At 63.2% G+C, this 14,653-nt stretch carries 13 protein-coding genes, 1 pseudogene and 1 riboswitch; of the genes and pseudogenes, 6 read left to right on the forward strand and 8 right to left on the reverse strand.

The annotated features are described in order from the left end of the window. The first annotated feature begins 18 nt into the window (after positions 1-18). From ACF8C6_RS03695 to ACF8C6_RS03710, 4 genes are all read left to right on the forward strand, one after another. Complete coding sequence (locus tag ACF8C6_RS03695) at positions 19-1,017, forward strand: methyltransferase (RefSeq protein WP_392498046.1); 999 nt, start codon at positions 19-21, stop codon at positions 1,015-1,017. Positions 1,018-1,075: 58 nt separating this feature from the next. Then, on the forward strand, positions 1,076-2,530 hold the full coding sequence (locus ACF8C6_RS03700; RefSeq protein ID WP_392498047.1) for an amino acid permease: 1,455 nt from the start codon (positions 1,076-1,078) through the stop codon (positions 2,528-2,530). Between the two features lie 32 nt (positions 2,531-2,562). Next, a riboswitch (yybP-ykoY riboswitch) is annotated at positions 2,563-2,677 on the forward strand. 98 nt (positions 2,678-2,775) lie between these two features. Further along, positions 2,776-3,351, forward strand: coding sequence for a TMEM165/GDT1 family protein (locus tag ACF8C6_RS03705; RefSeq protein ID WP_392498175.1), 576 nt, complete (start codon positions 2,776-2,778; stop codon positions 3,349-3,351). A 106-nt stretch (positions 3,352-3,457) separates the two neighbouring features. Then, on the forward strand, positions 3,458-3,901 hold the full coding sequence (locus tag ACF8C6_RS03710; protein WP_392498048.1) for a ketosteroid isomerase-related protein: 444 nt from the start codon (positions 3,458-3,460) through the stop codon (positions 3,899-3,901). Between the two features lie 32 nt (positions 3,902-3,933). On the opposite strand, the gene ACF8C6_RS03715 is transcribed toward ACF8C6_RS03710, so the two are convergent. After that, a complete protein-coding gene (locus ACF8C6_RS03715) occupies positions 3,934-4,749 on the reverse strand; it encodes a M48 family metalloprotease (RefSeq protein WP_392498049.1) in 816 nt (271 codons plus the stop codon). Between the two features lie 1,256 nt (positions 4,750-6,005). On the opposite strand from ACF8C6_RS03715, the pseudogene ACF8C6_RS03720 reads away from it, so the two are divergent. Beyond that, a pseudogene (locus tag ACF8C6_RS03720) lies at positions 6,006-6,206 on the forward strand (HAMP domain-containing protein); the annotation flags it as partial. 114 nt (positions 6,207-6,320) lie between these two features. Then, positions 6,321-7,064 (forward strand): methyl-accepting chemotaxis protein, encoded by a 744-nt coding sequence (locus tag ACF8C6_RS03725; RefSeq protein ID WP_392498176.1) that lies wholly within the window; start codon positions 6,321-6,323, stop codon positions 7,062-7,064. Between the two features lie 87 nt (positions 7,065-7,151). Here ACF8C6_RS03725 and ispD read toward each other — a convergent pair whose 3' ends face one another. The 7 genes from ispD to ACF8C6_RS03760 all read right to left on the reverse strand — a co-directional run bounded on the left by ispD (position 7,152) and on the right by ACF8C6_RS03760 (position 14,541). Further along, positions 7,152-7,862 (reverse strand): 2-C-methyl-D-erythritol 4-phosphate cytidylyltransferase, encoded by a 711-nt coding sequence (ispD, locus tag ACF8C6_RS03730; RefSeq protein WP_392498050.1) that lies wholly within the window; start codon positions 7,860-7,862, stop codon positions 7,152-7,154. Further along, positions 7,859-8,140 (reverse strand): cell division protein FtsB, encoded by a 282-nt coding sequence (ftsB, locus tag ACF8C6_RS03735; protein ID WP_277688629.1) that lies wholly within the window; start codon positions 8,138-8,140, stop codon positions 7,859-7,861. Before ftsB ends, ispD begins: the two co-directional genes overlap by 4 nt. 59 nt (positions 8,141-8,199) lie before the next feature. Continuing rightward, complete coding sequence (gene eno / locus ACF8C6_RS03740) at positions 8,200-9,489, reverse strand: phosphopyruvate hydratase (protein WP_392498051.1); 1,290 nt, start codon at positions 9,487-9,489, stop codon at positions 8,200-8,202. 85 nt (positions 9,490-9,574) lie between these two features. After that, positions 9,575-10,420 (reverse strand): 3-deoxy-8-phosphooctulonate synthase, encoded by an 846-nt coding sequence (gene kdsA, locus ACF8C6_RS03745; RefSeq protein ID WP_392498052.1) that lies wholly within the window; start codon positions 10,418-10,420, stop codon positions 9,575-9,577. 9 nt (positions 10,421-10,429) lie between these two features. After that, complete coding sequence (locus ACF8C6_RS03750; RefSeq protein ID WP_277688626.1) at positions 10,430-12,058, reverse strand: CTP synthase; 1,629 nt, start codon at positions 12,056-12,058, stop codon at positions 10,430-10,432. 155 nt (positions 12,059-12,213) lie between these two features. Continuing rightward, on the reverse strand, positions 12,214-13,533 hold the full coding sequence (tilS, locus tag ACF8C6_RS03755) for a tRNA lysidine(34) synthetase TilS (RefSeq protein ID WP_392498053.1): 1,320 nt from the start codon (positions 13,531-13,533) through the stop codon (positions 12,214-12,216). Positions 13,534-13,590: 57 nt separating this feature from the next. Next, positions 13,591-14,541, reverse strand: coding sequence for an acetyl-CoA carboxylase carboxyltransferase subunit alpha (locus tag ACF8C6_RS03760; RefSeq protein ID WP_392498054.1), 951 nt, complete (start codon positions 14,539-14,541; stop codon positions 13,591-13,593). Positions 14,542-14,653 lie beyond the last annotated feature (112 nt).

The raw sequence follows: 14,653 nt of genomic DNA on the forward strand, positions 1-14,653 counted from the left end.
TTTGACCCGGAGATCGCCATGGACCCACGAAGCGAAGTGCTGCTGCGCCAGCCAGAGCTGTTCCAGGGCGATCTGTTGCTGGCCGGTCTGCCGGCCGATGACCTGCTGGGCCAGTTGCCCCGTGCACAGGGCTGGAGCTGGCATGCCGGCGAACACAACAGGCTCGAAACCCGCTTCGCCGGGCGTTGCCAGTTCGGCACCCGAGCTCCCGAGCGCCACTTCGACGGTGCCGTGTTGTTCCTGCCGAAATCGCGCGAACTGACCGACTATCTGCTGCAGGCCCTGGCCACGCGCCTGGCCGGTCGCGCGCTGTATCTGGTCGGCGAGAAACGCGGCGGCATCGAACGCGCCGCCAAACAGCTGAGCGCGTTCGGCAAACCGCGCAAGCTGGACAGCGCCCGCCACTGCCAGCTGTGGCAGGTGACGATAGAGAACGCACCGGCAGCCCCCGATTTGCACGCCCTCGCCCAGCGCTTCGAGCTGCAACTGGCCGACGGCCCGCTGCAGGTGCTGAGCCTGCCCGGGGTGTTCAGCCATGGTCGCCTGGACCGCGGCAGCGCCTTGCTGCTGGAGCACCTGGACAACCTGCCGCCAGGCCACCTGCTCGACTTCGGTTGCGGCGCCGGCGTGCTGGGCGCCACGCTCAAACGCCGCTATCCGCAGAGTCAGGTCAGCATGCTCGATGTCGATGCCTTCGCCGTCGAGAGCAGCCGCCTGACCCTGGCCGCCAACGGCCTGGATGCCGAGGTTATCGCCGGTGACGGTATCGATGCGGCACCCAAGGGCCTGGCCGCCATCATCAGCAACCCGCCCTTCCATACCGGCGTGCACACCGACTACCAGGCCAGCGAACACCTGCTGCGCCAGGCCGCACGGCATCTGGACAAAGGCGGCGAGCTGCGCCTGGTGGCCAACAGTTTCCTCAAGTACCCACCGCTGATCGAACAACACCTGGGGCCTTGCACGATCCTCAACGAAGGCGACGGCTTTCGTATCTACAACGCCCACCGCCGCTAAGCACACGCCCTGAATCAGACTCAGGCGTCGGCCAAGCCGAACGCCCTGGAGCCCATTTGTGACCGAAAACACCCAACCTCATCTGCATCGCGTCCTGAAACCGCGCCATCTGAACATGATTGCCATCGGCGGCTCGATCGGTACCGGTCTGTTCGTTGCCTCCGGTGCCACGGTCGCCAGTGCCGGCCCCGGCGGCGCCCTGCTGGCCTACGCGCTGATCGGAGTAATGGTGTATTTCCTCATGACCAGCCTCGGCGAGATGGCCGCGCACATCCCGGTTTCCGGCTCGTTCAGCACCTATGGCAGCCGCTTCGTCGACGATGGCTTCGGCTTCGCCCTGGGCTGGAACTACTGGTACAACTGGGCGGTGACCATCGCCGCCGAACTGGTCGCGGCGCAGCTGATCATGAGCTTCTGGCTGCCCGATGTACCCGGCATCTACTGGAGCGCCCTGTTCCTCGGCCTGATGTTCCTGCTCAATGTGTTTTCAGTGAAAGGCTTCGGCGAGAGCGAGTTCTGGTTCGCCCTGATCAAAGTAGTCACCGTGGTCGTGTTCATCGGCATCGGCCTGGCCACCATCTTCGGCATCATGAGCGGCATCGAGTCACCGGGCTTCAGCAACTTCACCACCGGTGAAGCGCCGTTCGTAGGCGGCCTGCAGGCCATGGTCGGGGTGATGATGATCGCCGGCTTCTCCTTCCAGGGCACCGAGCTGATCGGTATCGCCGCCGGCGAGTCGGAGAACCCGAAGAAGAACATCCCCATCGCCATCCGTCAGGTGTTCTGGCGCATCCTGATGTTCTACATTCTGGCGATCTTCGTGATCGGCATGCTGATCCCCTACAACGAGCCGAGCCTGCTGCAGAACGACGCCAGCGACATCAGCGTGTCGCCCTTCACCCTGCTGTTCGAGCGCGCCGGCTTTGCCGCGGCGGCCAGCGTGATGAATGCCGTGATCCTCACCGCCATCCTCTCCGCCGGCACTTCGGGCATGTACGCCTCGACCCGCATGCTCTACAACCTGGCGACTCAAGGTAAAGCCCCCCGGCTGTTCGCTCGCCTGTCCGCCAGGGGTGTGCCGCGCAACGCGCTCTACGCCACGACGCTGGTTGGCGCGCTGTGCTTTTTCACTTCCATCGTCGGTGATAGCACCCTGTACACCTGGCTGCTCAATACCTCAGGCATGTGCGGCTTCATCGCCTGGCTCGGCATCGCCGTGTCGCACTACCGTTTCCGCAAGGGCTACCAGGCACAGGGCGGGCGCCTGCAAGACCTGCCCTATCGCGCCAAGCTGTTCCCCTTCGGTCCCCTGTTCGCCTTTGCCCTGTGCCTGCTGATCACCCTGGGGCAGAACTACCAGGCCTTCGTCGGCGTAACCATCGACTGGGCCGGGCTGGTCGCCACCTACATCAGCCTGCCGCTGTTCCTCGCCATCTGGCTGGGTTATCGGCTGAAAAATGGCAGCAGACTGGTTTCCTACCGCGACATGGATGTGCGCGGCAGCGAAGACTGAGGTTGCCCCACCGGCGCGCTTTGGGCACAATGCGCGCCGTCCTAGGGGAGTAGTCTCCCGTGAGCGCCCTGCTCACCCGGCATGCGTCAACACACTTGCTCCGCAGAGCATGGCGCATGCGACCCAAGGCCCACAGAGGCACGGGTTTGACAAGACCTATGACACGCACACCTCACCCGGGGCGGGAAGGTCGTACGTGTCATAGCTAACCGTCGAACCCGCCCCTGTAGGAACGCCTGATGATGTTGGAATCCCTGCTCGTCCCCACCGGTATCGTGGCCCTCGCCGAAATCGGCGACAAAACGCAGCTGCTCGCGCTGTTGCTCGCTGCGCGCTTTCGCCGCCCCTGGCCCATCATCTGGGGCATAGTCGTCGCCACCTTGGCCAACCACTTCGCCGCAGGCGCGGTAGGCAACTGGGTAGCCGGATTCTTCTCTCCCAGCACCCTGAGCTGGATTCTCGCCGCCAGCTTCGCTGCTGTCGCGCTGTGGACGCTGGTTCCGGACAAACTCGACGATGACGAGGAGTCCAACCTCAAGCGTTTCGGCCCCTTCCTCACCACCCTGGTCGCCTTCTTCCTCGCCGAAATGGGCGACAAGACCCAGGTCGCCACTGTGATGCTGGCCGCCCAATACCCTGATTTTGTACTGGTGGTGATTGGCACGACCCTGGGCATGCTGATTGCCAACGTCCCCGTGGTACTGGCCAGCCACTTCGCCGCCGATCGTCTGCCGCTGACGCTCATTCGTCGCCTGGCAGCCCTGGCTTTCGCCGCTCTGGCCATCTACGCAGCCTGCCAGGCACTGGGTTTGGGCGCGTAGCTGCAGTCACCGCTTGTATGAACGGCTTCACAGCCAGAGGCTGAATCAGGTCTCAGTGCTGGTATTCTGTGCAGCGGATTGCACAATCCCGTCAAAGGAGCAGTACATGTCAATGGACGAAATGAAACGACGCGTGCGCCAGCACATCGACCTGACCTGGAACAAGGGCCGCCTGGCCCTGGCCGAGCAGATGCACGGTGCGGATTTCCTCTACAAAAGCTCATTCATCGGCCGCCCGCTGAACAGCGCGGCCTTCACCCAGATGGTGCAGGAAATCCGCAGCGCCATGCCGGACATGGAGGTCGTGGTCGAGGAATGTATCGCCGAGGGCTACAAGGTGGTGACCTGGAGCACCCTGATCGGCACCATCGAAAAGCCCGCGCTCGGCTACCCGCCGAGCGACAAGGTGCTGAGCATTTCGGCCATGGCCTTCTGGACCCTGGCACCGAATGGCGATATTCGTGAGATCTGCACCATGTTTGACATGGAGAGCTTCCGCGCCCAACTGGGTCTGGAGACTCGTCCCTACGCAGAAAAAGCCCTGCCCTGATATGAAAACGGCGCCTACTGGCGCCGTTTTCATTATTTCCGAGCCTGCTGATAGAGCGGCATCACCTTCGGGATCGCCGCCCGCAGCGCCGCTATACGCGAACTGGAAGACGGGTGAGTGCTCATGAACTCGGGCGGCGCACCACCGCCAGCCTGGCTCATTTTCTGCCACAGGCTGATCGCCGCATTCGGGTCATAGCCGGCGCGCGCCGACAGTTCCAGGCCGATGATGTCCGCCTCGTTTTCATTGGAACGACTGTTCGGCAACGTCATCAGGTACTCCACCCCGGTATCCGCCATCTGCTTACCGGCCTCCCCCAACCCCAGCAATGCCGAGCCAAGCTGAGTGGCCATCTGCGTACCGTAGGCCTTGGACATGGCCTCGCGGCTGTGTTCGCGCAAGGCATGGGCGATCTCATGGCCCATCACCGCGGCCAGTTCGGCGTCGCTGAGCTGTAACTGCTCGATCAGCCCGCTATAGACAATGATCTTGCCGCCTGGCCCACAGTTGGCATTCAGCTCGGGGCTGTCGATCAGGTTGACCTGCCAGTCCCACTGCGCGGCATCAGCCCGGAATACCGGGGCTTGAGCGATCAGACGCTTGGCGATGGCCTGCACGCGCCGGGCATTTTGGCTGCTCTTGTCCAGCAACCCTTTGCTCGACGCCTCGCTGAGGGTCTGCTGATAGGCCTGGGCGTACATTTTGTCCACTTCCTGAGCGGAGAGCATGCTGAACATGTACTGCTTACGCTCCACACCCACCGCGCCACCACTCGTAGTATTCACAGCCTGACAGGCCGTGAGCAGGGAAAGGCCGGCCAGGGCTGTCAGGCGAAACAGGCTGTGCATAACGAATCTCCGGGTAAGACAAGCGCCGTATGCTAGGACGCCCTCAGACGCAGAGCAACGCCCCACTTGCACTATGACCCTCGGGCAACTTTGCTAGTTGCATAGACCAGCTCATGCTTTGGCATGTATCGGCCGATAAGCCAGGGACAGGCACAACCCAATGTTGTGGAGTCACTATGCGCTTCAAGTCGATTCAGTTCTCCGTGGTTCTCCTGGCCGGAGCGAGCATTCTCGCCGTGGTCATCGCCCTGGTGCTATACGCCCTGTTCGCCAACACCCGCGCCCAGCAACTGGTGCAGCAACGCACCCAGGAGCTGCTGCAGAACACCATCAATCAGCGCCTGCAGGCCATGGCCGATGCCCAGGTCGGCGAACTGCAGCGCAAGTTCGAGCAGCCCATGCTGCTGGCCAAGTCCATCGCCACGCTGAACAGCCGAATTGGCCAAACCCTGCCTGACGGCACCGTACTAGGCACCAGCCGAGAAGAACTGAGTGCACTGCTCGGTGAATACCTGAAGGACAACCCGGACTTGATCGACCTGTATATCGGCTGGGAAGCCAATGCGTTCGATCAGGATGACGACCTCTATGCCGGCCAGCAGGATATCGGCTACGACGCCTCGGGCCGCTTCATGCCCTGGTGGTATCGCGACGGTGGCCAGTTCAAGCGTGAGGCGCTGACCCTTGAGCAGATGGAAAGCCAGGAGCGCCAGCCCAGCGGCGTGCGTACCGGCGAGTACTACCTGTGCCCAAAGGAAACCGGCAAACCCTGCGTCATCGACCCAGCCTCCTACGACTTCGGCGGCAAGCAGGTCCTGGTCGCCTCCTTCAACGCGCCCATCATGGTCGACGGCCAATTCAAAGGCACTGTCGGCAACGACCTGGCCCTGGACTTCATCCAGGAGTTGCTCAACCAGGCCAAACAACAACTCTATGACGGAGCCGGTGAGCTGGCACTGATCTCCGCCAACGGCAGCCTGATCGCCGCTACCAAGGACGCCAACCTGGTCAACCAGCCTGCGGAAAAGGCAGTAAATAGCCAATTGCTGCAGCAATTGCAGCAGAGCGGCAGTGAAGACCCCATCTTGCGGCTGGATGAGCAGAGCCAGCAGATCCAGCTGATCCAGCAGTTTCGCGTGGCCGGCACCGAAACACGCTGGGCCCTGGCCATCGAGTTGCCCACCCAGGCCGTCATGGCCGAACTGCGCCAGCTGCAGGGTGAGCTGACCGAGCAGGCCAACCAGGATACTGTTGGCATGACATTGGTTGGCCTGCTGGTGGCTGCCCTGGGCCTGCTGGTGATCTGGTTCGTTGGCTACGGCATCGCCCGCCCCCTGCGGCAGATGGTTGGCATGCTCGACGATATTGCCAAAGGCGACGGCGATCTCACCGTACGCCTGCAAGTCGATCGCGCCGACGAACTGGGACAGATCGCCGGCGGTTTCAACACCTTCCTCAACAAGCTGCAGGGCATGATCCGCGATGTGGTCACCTCGGTGCAGAAGGTCAGCGACTCCTCCGAATACACGGCCGACATTGCCATCCGCACCAACCAGGGTGTGCAGCGGCAGATGGCCGAGATTGACCAGGTCGCCACTGCGGTGCAGGAAATGAGCGCCACCGCCCAGGACGTGGCGCGCAACGCCACCCAGGCAGCCGAAGCCGCAAATCACGCCGACCGTTCGGCCAACGACGGCAAGCGCATCGTCGAGAATACCGCCAAGGCGATATCCGGGCTCGCCGGTGAAATTGGCCGCGCCGTGGGCGTGGTGCAGACCCTGGCCAAGGACAGCGAGAACATCAACGCCATTCTGGTAGCGATTCGTGGCATCGCCGAGCAGACCAACCTGCTGGCGCTCAATGCCGCCATCGAGGCGGCACGGGCCGGGGAACAGGGCCGCGGCTTCGCCGTGGTGGCCGACGAGGTACGCAACCTGGCGCAAAAGACCCAGCAGGCCACCGAAGAAATCCAGAGCATGATCCAACAGCTGCAGAACGGCACCCGCGAGGTGGTCAGCGTGATGGAGCAGAGCCAGACACGCACCGACGACAGCGTACAGCAGGCGCAGATCGCCGCCGAAGCGCTGGAGAACATCACCCAGGCGGTGTCTGTGATCAACGACATGAACACCCAGATTGCCAGCGCCGCCGAGGAGCAGAGCGCGGTGGCCGAGGACATCAACCGTAACGTCACCAATATCGGCCAGGTCGCGGCCGAAGTGGCGGGCGGCGCCGACGAGGCCAGCCAGGCCAGCGCCGAGCTGACCAAGCTGGCCGAGCAGCAGCGGCGGTTGATTAATCAGTTCAAGGTGTGATCGCGCACTCCGGGAGCGAGCATGGTAGCCCGGGCTTCAGCCCGGGGAGCGGCGAAATCCCGGACTGAAGTCCGGGCTACACCGCTGTCAGTGTTTGTGCGCCCAGCGCTGGCGCAGCCACTCTAGGTCTTCGGGGCGAGTGATCTTAAGGTTGTCCGCCCGGCCTTCCACCAGTTTCGGCGCCTGTCCGGCCCACTCCAGGGCAGAGGCCTCATCGGTGATCGCCACACCCGCCACCCGCGCATCGGCCAGCGCCTGATGCAAGGCGGCGAAGCGGAACATCTGCGGCGTATAGGCTTGCCAGATCACGCTGCGGTCCACCGTTTCAGCGACCCGGCCGTCCGCCCCGACCCGCTTGAGGGTGTCGCGGGCCGGCACGGCCAGCAGGCCGCCGACTGGGTCGCCCGCCAGCTCCTGCAGCAACTTGTCCAGGTCTTCAGCGGCCAGATTGGGCCGTGCCGCATCGTGCACCAGCACCCAGTCGTCGGGCTGCGCGCCCAGCTCCAGCAGGCGCAGCAGGCCGGCCAGCACCGAATCGGCACGCTCCGCCCCGCCATTGGCGCGCTGTACCCTTGGATCGGCTGCACCCGGCAGGGTCGGCCAGAACGGATCGTCCGCCGCCAGGCTCAGCACCAGGCCCTTGAGCTGGGGATGCTCGAGAAAACAGTCGAGGGTGTGTTCGAGGATGGTCTTGCCGGCCAGCTGCAGATATTGCTTGGGACGGTCGGCACGCATGCGCGAGCCGATGCCGGCGGCGGGAATTACCACCCAGAACGAGGGATTTGCGAAAGCGCTCATTCGGCGAGCTGATAGAGGGTTTCGCCCTCTTTGACCATGCCCAGCTCATGACGAGCACGCTCTTCGACCGTTTCCATACCCTTCTTCAACTCGACCACTTCGGCCTCAAGGATACGGTTACGTTCGAGCAGACGCTCATTCTCGCCTTGCTGCTCGGCAATCTGCTGCTTCAGTTCGCTGACCTGGGCCAGGCTGCCCTCGCCCACCCACAGGCGATACTGCAGGCCGGCAAGAACCAGAATGAGCGCAACGAACAGCCAGTAAGGCGCCTTTGACATGTTGTTCAGGGTATCCATACGAAAAGGGCAGCTTGCGCTGCCCTTTTACCATTCCCGGCTTAGCCGCGGAACTCGGCGCGGCCACGATACGGGGCCTTTCCGCCGAGCTGCTCTTCGATACGCAGCAGCTGGTTGTACTTGGACACGCGATCCGAACGGCACAGCGAACCGGTCTTGATCTGGCCAGCAGCGGTGCCGACGGCCAGGTCGGCGATGGTGCTGTCCTCGGTCTCACCCGAGCGGTGCGAGATCACCGCGGTGAAGCCGGCGGCCTTGGCCATCTGGATGGCTTCCAGGGTCTCGGTCAGCGAGCCGATCTGGTTGAACTTGATCAGGATCGAGTTGCCGATTTTCTCTTCGATGCCGCGCTTGAGGATCTTGGTGTTGGTCACGAACAGGTCGTCGCCGACCAGCTGCACCTTCTCGCCGATCTTGTCGGTCAGCACTTTCCAGCCAGCCCAGTCGGATTCGTCCATGCCGTCTTCGATGGAGATGATCGGGTAACGCTGGGTCAGACCAGCCAGGTAGTCGGCGAAACCTTCGGCGCTGAACACCTTGCCTTCGCCGGCCAGGTCGTACTGACCGTCCTTGAAGAACTCGGAAGAAGCACAGTCCAGCGCCAGGGTCACGTCCTCGCCCAGCTTGTAGCCAGCATTGGCCACGGCTTCGGCGATGGCGGCCAGGGCATCTTCGTTGGAAGCCAGGTTCGGCGCGAAGCCACCTTCGTCACCCACGGCAGTGTTCAGGCCACGGGCCTTCAGCACGGCTTTGAGGTGATGGAAAATCTCGGCGCCCATGCGCAGGGCGTCGGCGAAGTTCCTGGCGCCGACCGGCTGCACCATGAACTCCTGAATGTCGACGTTGTTATCGGCGTGCTCGCCACCGTTGATGATGTTCATCATCGGTACCGGCATCGAGTACTGACCTGGGGTACCGTTGAGGTCGGCGATGTGCGCATACAGCGGCACGCCCTTGGCCTGGGCAGCAGCCTTGGCGGCGGCCAGGGACACGGCGAGGATGGCGTTGGCGCCCAGCTTGCCTTTGTTCTCGGTGCCGTCCAGTTCGATCATGGCGCGGTCGAGCGCCTTCTGATCCAGCGCATCTTTGCCCAGCAGCAGGTCACGGATCGGGCCGTTGACGTTGGCAACAGCCTTCAACACGCCCTTGCCCAGGTAACGGCTCTTGTCGCCGTCACGCAGTTCCAGTGCTTCACGGGAGCCGGTGGAGGCACCGGACGGCGCGCAAGCGCTGCCGACAATGCCACCCTCGAGGATCACATCGGCTTCAACGGTGGGGTTGCCACGGGAGTCGAGAACTTCACGACCCTTGATATCGATGATTTTTGCCATCGCGTTTAACACTCCAAATGTTCACGAGAGAGGATGCCTGCCGGTCACGGCCAACGGGCGCGCACTTTACCGGAGAACTGCTCGATCAGGCAGTCTCGATCGCCGGGAAACTCTTCACCAGGTCGTCCAGCTGCTTGAGCTGGCTGAGGAAGGGCTCCAGCTTGTCCAGGCGCAAGGCACAGGGGCCGTCGCACTTGGCGTTATTCGGATCCGGATGGGCCTCGAGGAACAGGCCTGCCAGGCCCTGGCTCATGCCAGCCTTGGCCAGGTCCGTGACCTGGGCACGGCGGCCACCGGCGGAGTCGGCACGACCACCCGGCATCTGCAGGGCGTGAGTGACGTCGAAGAACACCGGATACTCGAACTGCTTCATGATGCCGAAGCCGAGCATGTCCACCACCAGGTTGTTGTACCCGAAGGAGGAACCGCGCTCGCAGAGGATCAGTTGGTCGTTACCGGCTTCCTCGCACTTCTTGAGGATGTGCTTCATTTCCTGCGGGGCGAGGAACTGAGCCTTCTTGATGTTGATCACCGCACCGGTCTTGGCCATGGCCACCACCAGGTCGGTCTGCCGGGAGAGGAAGGCCGGCAGCTGGATGATGTCGCACACCTCGGCCACCGGAGCGGCCTGATAGGGCTCGTGCACGTCGGTGATTACCGGCACGCCGAAGGTCTTCTTCACTTCCTCGAAGATCTTCATGCCCTCTTCCAGGCCCGGGCCGCGGAAGGAGGTAACGGAGGAACGATTGGCCTTGTCGAAGCTGGCCTTGAACACGTAGGGGATGCCGAGTTTCTCGGTGACCCGCACGTACTCTTCGCAGGCCTGCATGGCCAGGTCACGGGACTCCAGCACGTTGATGCCGCCGAACAGCACGAAGGGTTTGTCGTTGGCGATTTCGATATCGCCAACCTTGATGATCTTCTGAGCCATGAGCGTTCCTTATGCCTTGCCGGCTTGCTTCAGTGCAGCCTTGACGAAGCCACTGAACAGCGGGTGGCCGTCACGCGGAGTGGAGGTGAATTCGGGGTGGAACTGGCAGGCGACAAACCACGGATGATCCGGAGCCTCGACCACTTCGACCAGTGCCCCGTCAGCGGAGCGGCCGGTGATCTTCAGCCCGGCCTCTTCCAGCTGCGGCAGCAGATTGTTGTTCACCTCGTAGCGATGGCGGTGGCGCTCGACGATCACGTCCTTGCCGTAGCACTCACGCACATTGGAACCGGCCATCAGCTGGCAATCCTGGGCACCCAGACGCATGGTGCCACCCAGATCCGAGGCATCGGTACGGATTTCCGTGGCGCCGGTAGCGTCTTGCCACTCGGTGATCAGGCCGACCACCGGATGACCGCTGTCCTGCGTGAACTCGGTGGAGTTGGCATCTTTCCAGCCCACTACGTTACGGGCGTACTCGATCACCGCGACCTGCATACCCAGGCAGATACCCAGGTAGGGAATCTTGTTCTCGCGGGCGAACTGCACAGTCTTGATCTTGCCTTCCACGCCGCGCAGACCGAAACCGCCCGGCACCAGGATGGCATCGACACCGGCCAGCAGGTCGGTGCCCTGATTCTCGATGTCTTCGGAGTCGATGTAGCGCAGGTTAACCTTGGTGCGGTTCTGGATGCCGGCATGACTCATCGCTTCGATCAGCGACTTGTAAGCGTCCAGCAGCTCCATGTACTTGCCGACCATGGCGATGGTGACTTCCTTCTCCGGGTGTAGCTTGGCATCTACCACGCGATCCCATTCGGAGAGGTCAGCCGGCTGGCACTGCAGGCCGAAACGCTCGACGACGATGTCGTCCAGGCCCTGGGCGTGTAGCACGGATGGAATCTTGTAAATGGTGTCGACGTCTTCCAGACCGATCACCGCACGTTCTTCAACGTTGGTGAACAGCGCGATCTTGCGGCGCGAGGACAGGTCGATCTCATGATCGGAGCGGCACACCAGTACGTCAGGCTGCACGCCGATGGAGCGCAGTTCCTTGACCGAATGCTGGGTCGGCTTGGTCTTGGTTTCGCCGGCGGTGGCGATGTACGGCACCAGAGTCAGGTGCATGAACATGGCACGCTTGGCGCCCAGCTCCACACGCAGCTGACGGGCTGCCTCGAGGAACGGCTGCGATTCGATATCGCCCACGGTGCCGCCGATCTCGACCATGGCAACGTCGGCGTCACCGGCGCCCTTGATCACGCGGCGCTTGATCTCGTCGGTGATGTGCGGGATGACCTGGATGGTCGCGCCCAGGTAATCACCACGGCGCTCCTTGCGCAGCACGTCTTCGTAGACGCGGCCAGTGGTGAAGTTGTTGTTCTTGGTCATGGTCGTGCGGATGAACCGCTCGTAGTGACCCAGATCGAGATCGGTCTCGGCGCCGTCGTGGGTGACGAACACCTCACCGTGCTGGAATGGGCTCATGGTGCCCGGATCGACGTTGATATAGGGGTCCAGCTTGAGCATGGTGACCTTCAGGCCACGTGCCTCCAGGATGGCTGCCAAGGAAGCCGAGGCAATGCCTTTCCCCAATGAAGAAACAACACCACCCGTGACGAAGATGTAGCGCGTCATGAAAAATCCTAGAAGTCTGCGTTCAAGCGGTCGGCGCCGCCGGGGTAAGAGCGCAGGCTGGCGTTCGCCAACCTGAAATAAGCAAAGCACTGCGGGTTCCGGAGGGAGCCCACAGAAGCAGTAACAAGACGGGAGCGTAGTCTACGCGAAAGGGTCTAGCAGCTCAAACCTTGTACGCCGGTCGGAGGGTACCAGTGCAGGCGCCACTCTCCCGAGCGCGGACCGTCCAGCCCCTCGACACCCGCGACCGCAACCAGCTCCGAGTCGCGGTACAGCAAGGGCACGCGGCCACGCACGAATGCCGGCAAGCCGGACTCATTGAGCAGACGCTTTAGGTCGCGCCGCCCGCGCCCCGGCACAATTATTTGCTCCCCACCCTGGCGGTAGCGCAGCGCCAATTCACCCAAGGGCGGTTGTCCCAGCAATTGCGCTGCACCATTGCCCGGCAGTGCCAGCGCCGCTTGCGGATCAAGCCAGGGCGGGGGCGGTAAAGGGCTCTGCAGCCACTCGTCGGCCAGCCACCACAACCGCCCGTCGGCACGCCTTAGCTCTCCCTGGCCGAGCCGCCAGATCGGCTCGGCATCAACTGCGGCGTCCCTTAGGTCGCACCAGCCGGCCCAGTGCTCGCGGTCCGGCATCGGCGTCAGCGGTGCCAGCCAGTGACGCAGGGCATTGCGCTGACGCGCCTCGGACAGATCAAGTAGTGGCGCCAGCTCAAGGGAAGGCAAACCCAGCCAGGTGAAAGGGTGTGCACTGCGGGCAGGCACCAGGTCCTGCTCGGCCAGCTCGCCGAGCAACTGCTCGGCCTCGGCCATCTGCCCGGCCGTGCGCGCCAGGGTGGCGCCTACCTGCGGCCATTGCCGGGCAAGCGCCGGCAGTATCTCGTGACGCAGAAAATTGCGCGCCAGTCCAGTGTCGGCGTTGGAGGGATCCTCCACCCAACTCAGCCGCTGCTCGCTGGCGTAACGCGCCAGCTCGGCGCGCGCCACCCCAAGCAGCGGACGCACCAGCTGCCCGCTGCCCAGAGGCCGAGCAATAGGCATACCCGCCAAGCCACGCACACCAGCGCCTCGCAGCAGACGAAAAAACAGCGTCTCAGCCTGATCGTCACGGTGCTGCGCGGTAAGAAGCAGCTCGCCGACGCCCAGCCTGCGCGCGCACGCCGCATAGCGCGCCTCCCGCGCGGCACGCTCCAGGCTCGCGCCAGCGGCCACCTGCACGAACTCGACCTGCAGCGGCACGCCCAGGCGATCACACAGCTCCCGACACTGCGCCGGCCAGGCGTCGGCCGCCGATTGAAGTCCATGGTGAACATGGATGGCTTTCAGCGCTGGCAACCTTTCTTGCTCGCGCAGGCGCACCAGCAGATGCAGCAACACACTGGAGTCCAGGCCGCCGGACAGGGCGACATGCCAGGCGGGCGCGTCACGCCAGGGCTGCAAGGCAGCCAATAACTGTCGTTCGAGGATGTTCATCGGCCAAGCTTAAAACAACAACGGGCCCGAAGGCCCGTTGTCTCTATCCACCTAGAATCAGGCTACACCGAAGCTCATGAGTTTCTCATAACGGCGCGCCAGCAGTTGCTCGCTATCGAGCTTGAGCAGCTCATCCAACTGACCTTCCAGCTCCTTGCGGATGCTGGCCGCAGCAGCGGCCGGATCACGATGAGCACCACCCAGCGGCTCGCCGATCACCTTGTCGACGATGCCCAGGCCCTTCAGGCGTTCGGCGGTAATGCCCATGGCCTCGGCGGCGTCCGGCGCCTTCTCGGCGGTTTTCCACAGGATGGAGGCGCAACCTTCCGGCGAGATCACCGAGTAGGTGGAGTACTGCAGCATGTTCAGCTGATCGCACACGCCAATGGCCAGCGCACCGCCGGAACCACCCTCACCAATGACGGTGGCAATGATCGGCGTCTTCAGGCGAGACATGACACGCAGATTCCAGGCGATGGCTTCGCTCTGGTTACGCTCCTCGGCATCGATGCCCGGATAGGCGCCCGGCGTGTCGATGAAAGTCAGGATCGGCAGCTTGAAGCGCTCGGCCATTTCCATCAGCCGGCAGGCCTTGCGATAGCCTTCCGGACGCGGCATACCGAAGTTGCGGCGCACCTTCTCGCGCACCTCACGGCCTTTCTGGTGACCGATGACCATCACCGGCCTGTCGCCCATGCGGGCCACCCCCCCGACGATGGCGGCATCGTCGGAGAAATGACGGTCGCCGTGCAGTTCGTCGAACTCGGTGAAGAGGTGCTCGATGTAATCCAAGGTGTAAGGGCGGCGCGGGTGGCGCGAGAGCTGGGAGATCTGCCAGCTGCTGAGATTGCCGAAGATGCTTTTGGTCAGCTCGCTGCTCTTGTCTTGCAGCCGGGCAATCTCGTCGGTGATGTTCAGCGCGTTGTCGTTACCGACCAGACGCAACTCTTCGATCTTGGCTTGCAGGTCGGCGATCGGCTGTTCGAAGTCGAGAAAGTTCGGGTTCATAGGCATCCGTTTGCGTCAGCGGCCTGGCGGCCGGGGGCGGCTGATTCCATATGGCGCCCTACCTTACGGGATAGAACGCCAGCGGTCGAGGCCAAGGGCAGATACCTGCCGC

This window comes from Pseudomonas sp. zbq_18 (assembly GCF_043102245.1).
Taxonomy (GTDB): Bacteria; Pseudomonadota; Gammaproteobacteria; order Pseudomonadales; family Pseudomonadaceae; genus Aquipseudomonas.

Coding starts and splice junctions, on each gene's coding strand:
- ACF8C6_RS03695 (WP_392498046.1), top strand. CDS start 19: ATGGACCCACGAAGCGAAGTGCTGCTGCGCCAGCCAGAGCTGTTCCAG.
- ACF8C6_RS03710 (WP_392498048.1), top strand. CDS start 3,458: ATGTCAATGGACGAAATGAAACGACGCGTGCGCCAGCACATCGACCTG.
- ACF8C6_RS03715 (WP_392498049.1), bottom strand. CDS start 4,749: ATGCACAGCCTGTTTCGCCTGACAGCCCTGGCCGGCCTTTCCCTGCTC.
- ACF8C6_RS03725 (WP_392498176.1), top strand. CDS start 6,321: ATGGCCGAGATTGACCAGGTCGCCACTGCGGTGCAGGAAATGAGCGCC.
- ispD (WP_392498050.1), bottom strand. CDS start 7,862: ATGAGCGCTTTCGCAAATCCCTCGTTCTGGGTGGTAATTCCCGCCGCC.
- ftsB (WP_277688629.1), bottom strand. CDS start 8,140: ATGTCAAAGGCGCCTTACTGGCTGTTCGTTGCGCTCATTCTGGTTCTT.
- eno (WP_392498051.1), bottom strand. CDS start 9,489: ATGGCAAAAATCATCGATATCAAGGGTCGTGAAGTTCTCGACTCCCGT.
- kdsA (WP_392498052.1), bottom strand. CDS start 10,420: ATGGCTCAGAAGATCATCAAGGTTGGCGATATCGAAATCGCCAACGAC.
- ACF8C6_RS03750 (WP_277688626.1), bottom strand. CDS start 12,058: ATGACGCGCTACATCTTCGTCACGGGTGGTGTTGTTTCTTCATTGGGG.
- tilS (WP_392498053.1), bottom strand. CDS start 13,533: ATGAACATCCTCGAACGACAGTTATTGGCTGCCTTGCAGCCCTGGCGT.
- ACF8C6_RS03760 (WP_392498054.1), bottom strand. CDS start 14,541: ATGAACCCGAACTTTCTCGACTTCGAACAGCCGATCGCCGACCTGCAA.